Source organism: Clostridium sp. Marseille-P2415, assembly GCF_900155545.1.
Lineage (GTDB): Bacteria > Bacillota > Clostridia > Lachnospirales > Lachnospiraceae > Lacrimispora.
In genome coordinates this window covers 1869635-1873707 of sequence record NZ_LT732526.1, presented here as the reverse complement: position 1 = coordinate 1873707, position 4073 = coordinate 1869635, and the positions used below count along the sequence as shown (strand labels likewise).

General features: G+C 48.1%; 4 protein-coding genes and 1 pseudogene. All 5 read left to right on the top strand.

All coding sequences use genetic code 11. The features are described from left to right. A partial coding sequence (locus BQ9856_RS13540; protein WP_200801311.1) for a dockerin type I repeat-containing protein occupies positions 1-645 on the top strand: 645 nt, incomplete at its 5' end. 24 nt (positions 646-669) lie between these two features. Next, complete coding sequence (locus BQ9856_RS13535) at positions 670-2505, top strand: cadherin-like beta sandwich domain-containing protein (protein ID WP_077611502.1); 1836 nt, start codon at positions 670-672, stop codon at positions 2503-2505. A gap of 339 nt (positions 2506-2844) precedes the next feature. Further along, positions 2845-3231 (top strand): GntR family transcriptional regulator, encoded by a 387-nt coding sequence (locus tag BQ9856_RS13530; protein ID WP_077611501.1) that lies wholly within the window; start codon positions 2845-2847, stop codon positions 3229-3231. Positions 3232-3252: 21 nt separating this feature from the next. After that, on the top strand, positions 3253-3834 hold the full coding sequence (locus tag BQ9856_RS13525) for a UvrB/UvrC motif-containing protein (RefSeq protein WP_077611500.1): 582 nt from the start codon (positions 3253-3255) through the stop codon (positions 3832-3834). Next, positions 3827-4073: pseudogene (locus BQ9856_RS13520) on the top strand (ATP--guanido phosphotransferase); the annotation flags it as partial. The gene BQ9856_RS13525 and the pseudogene BQ9856_RS13520, both read left to right, overlap by 8 nt.

The following is a 4073-nucleotide window of genomic DNA, read 5'->3' as shown; positions in this document are numbered from 1 at the left end:
GTATCGAATGTTACCGTGAATGCATCTGCTCTAAGTTCCGCTTCATCCGTTAAAGGAACCGGAAGCATTGCACTTCAGAACGGAAATAATGACATAAAGATTGCAGTTACTGCACAAAATGGTAATGTGAGAGAATATGTTCTTCATGTGGTGCGCCAGAATAACGGACCGACATACTCTTCGTCCGTGGGGACAGGAACCAGTACCGGTTCTTCCGGCAGTACCTCTTCCGGACCTGGAAGCAGCGGCGGTCCCGGAGTAACCAAGCCATCCGCAGGAGATGATGCAGGAACACCGGGAGGGAGCAATGTGACCATAGCACCGGATGGCTCCGCCGGCATGTCCGTACAGACTTCTACCGGAGTCATGCAGCAGGGACCGGGAACCACCATTCAGGTAACCGAAGTACTCCCCGGTACCACGCAGGCAGCCGGGAATCCATCCGCCCAGTCATCCTCCCATGCAAACGGAGATATCAATGGGGACGGAAAAGTTAACAGCCTGGATGCTCTGAAACTGCAGCGTTATATTCTTGGACTGGAAACCCTGTCGGCAAACGGTCAGAAAGCGGCTGATCTAAACGGAGACGGCAAGGTGAATTCCCAGGATATTCTGCTTCTGCAGAAGAAAATCCTTGGACTTTAATGTTCTACACAAATAGGAGACGATATGATTAGGAAACTGAAAAAACTGATAGCCGGTTTGATGCTGGCCGGTGTGATCGCGGCCGCCGGCCCCATTGGGCAGATGGACTCCTGGGCCGCAGACGCAAAGATAGCATTTTCCGATCCGTCGGTCATGGTGGGGAATGAAGTAACAGTAACCATGAAGGTGACCAGCGGCAGTGCGCTGGGAACTGCGGAAATCATGCTGGCCTATGATCCGAACCTGCTGGAGTTTGTCAGCGGGACCAATGCCAATGGCGGTGCAGGTGCCATTAAGGTTTTGGGGACCATGGACTCTGCCGATCAAAAAGAATTTCATTTTACGCTGAAGTTTAAGGCTTTGCAGGCGGGGAACTCCAAGATCAGCGTGACTTCCCAGGAGATCTATGATATAGATTCCCAGGCACTCACTCTCAGCAAGCAGGGAAGTTCAACGGTTAAGGTCACTTCGCCTGCCACATACTCAAAGGATGCAACCCTGAAATCGCTGAAGATATCGCCCGGGACTTTAACACCTGAGTTTTCTGCGGCTGTTGACAGCTATACCGCAGAGGTTGACGGGAATACAACGGATCTTGTGGTAAATGCAGTAGCCTCCAACGCCGGAGCCCATGTAACGCTGCAGGGGGAAAAGGGTCTGAAAGCCGGAGAAAACCAGGTGGTCGTCAAGGTAACGGCGGAGGACGGGCAGACGGTTAAGAATTATACCGTTCGGGTTACAAAAGCAGAAGGGGGAGATTCCGTTCCTGCCACAGAAGGTACCGGAGAGACGGCGGAAGCTGAATTCGGGGCTGCCACTGTGACCATAAACGGGATCGAATACAGCGTAGCAGCCTCTTTTGATGAGTCATCCCTTCCGGAAGGCTTTGAGGCTCAGAACTACCAGTATAAAGGCAATGAAGTCATGGCCGGCAAGGGATTGGAAAAAGATATTCTTCTGCTTTACTTAAAGGATGCCGGAGGAAACGGCGGTTTCTATATATATAATGAAGGTGCGGATTCGTGGTCTCAGTTCGTTCAGGTTGAGACCACGGCCAAAGCCATTATTATTGTTCCGTTAGATGGAGATGCAGTCATACCGGAAGGCTTCAGCGAACGCCAGGTTGACATCGATGGCGTGCAGGTGACCGGCTGGGTTGTAAAATCAGAAGGTGAGCCGCAATATTGCCTCTTCTATGCCATGAACTGGAATGGAGAAAAGAATTTCTACCGCTATGATCTTTCTGAAAAGACCGTACAGAGATACTTTGTTTCCGGGGTCTCCGATGATAAATACGTGGAAATGGTGAAGACATACAATGAACTCACCAGGGATTACCACGTGCAGTTCTATATTTTGATTGCAGTAAGCGTATTGGCACTTGCCTTGCTGGTTGCTGTTATCGTTCTTATAAGGAAAGGGAAAGGAACTGGTTCCAATTGGCCGGATAAAGGCAGCTCTGAAAAAGAAAAAAAGCAGAAAGCAGCCGATGACCGGTTCTATGATGAGCCGGAAGAAGAGGTACCTGCAAGCAGAATCAAAAGGTACAGCAGAGAGGAATTTGACCGGGAGTCAGCAGGAGGCCGGATCAGACCGGAATATCCGGAAGAGGAATTGGACAGGCCTGATTTCGTGAATGGCAGTATGCCGGAGCCGGAAGAAGAGGATGATTTTATCATGGAAGCCAGCCTGGAGGAGATGGAGCGCGATCTGACATCCCATATGGAGGAGCGCCCCGGGAAGCTGAAAGGAAAAACGGATATAAGACCGGGCCGCGGGAAAGAGGACATGCCTGTGGATTCGGCGGAGTCCTTAAATGATGAAGATGGCTTTGAATTTATGGACCTGGATGATGAATAGATCATAAATCAATATAATAAGAGTAATGAAAGCACCTGGATTTGATATGCTTCCTTCCAGGTGCTTTCGTTATAAGTAAAAGCCCGGTCCGGGTTTCTGTCCGGGACACCTATTGAAAACAGGATATTAATTTGCTATAATAGTTGCCACAACAGTTCCCAAAAAAAATCTGGAATTATGATACAAAAAAAGTATGACAGTATAATAATTTAGAAAAGATATAACATAGAATTACAATTGAAAAACAAGATTATTTATACCGGCATATATTTAATATTGAAAAAAGTATTATCGTGTGCTATTATGTATATAACAGGTATAACGAAAGATGGTGAGAAAATGCTATTGCAAATTGATTTTAACAGTGATGAAGCGATTTACATCCAGCTTCGGAACCAGATAATCATAGGAATCGCCACGGAAAGTATAAGAGAAGGTGACCCTCTGCCTTCCGTGCGCCAGATGGCCGACAACATAGGCATCAATATGCATACGGTAAATAAGGCGTACTCTGTGCTGAAACAGGAAGGGTTTGTCAAGCTGGACCGCCGTAAAGGTGCCATAGTGTCCCTTGACGTGGATAAGCTCCGGGTCCTTGACGAGATGCGTAAAGATTTGAGCGTTGTATTAGCAAGAGGAGTCTGTAAAAATGTGTCATGTGAAGAGGTCCACCAACTGGTTGATGAGATTTTCCAGACATTTTTAAGAAGCCAGAGGGACGAGTGATCACTGGATTGGAGGTTCATTATGTTATGCGAGAGATGTAAAATTCGCGAAGCAAATATTCAATATACGGAAGTGGTGAATGGTGTGAAGAAGGAACACCATTTTTGCGCCCAGTGCGCAAAGGAAATGGATTTTGGAGTATATGCAGCTATTTTTGACGGCGAGTTCCCGTTAGGCAAGCTGCTTTCAGGTCTTTTGGGAATTGAGGATACCAGCCAGGGACCGGATAAGCTCCATCAGATCGTATGTCCCTCCTGTGGGACCACTTACGATGAGTTTGTAAGAGACAGCAGATTTGGCTGTGCGGACTGTTACAGTGTGTTTGGGCCCCTTATGGAGGACAGTTTAAAGCAGCTTCAGGGAAGCCTTATCCATACAGGAAAAACACCTGTATACCAGAAGCTGGCTCACATGCCGGCAGGGCAGGACGGAACGGATGCAGTCGATGAGGCGAAAGAAAACGTTCCAACCGGCCAGGAGGAAGAGATTTTCCAGTGGGATGCAAAGCTTAAGGAGGCGCTTCGTTTTGAAGATTATGAGGCAGCAGCCGTATGCCGTGACAGGATACGAGAACTGAAGAAAGGAAATGAGGCCAATGCTTAGATGGTTTGAACAGACAGACAGCAGCCGGCCGGGAGTGATAAGCAGCCGGATCCGTCTGGTCAGGAACTGGCAGGAGTATGACTTTCCTGCAAAGCTTGGCGAGAAGGAAAGCACAGAGATGGTCCGTAAGCTGGAATTTGGTTTAAAGGATTTGGGCGAAGCAGAAGGCAAACATTTAAATTTTGCCATGCTGGATGATTTAGAAGAGCTGGACCGGGTGGCTTTAAAGGAACGGCGGG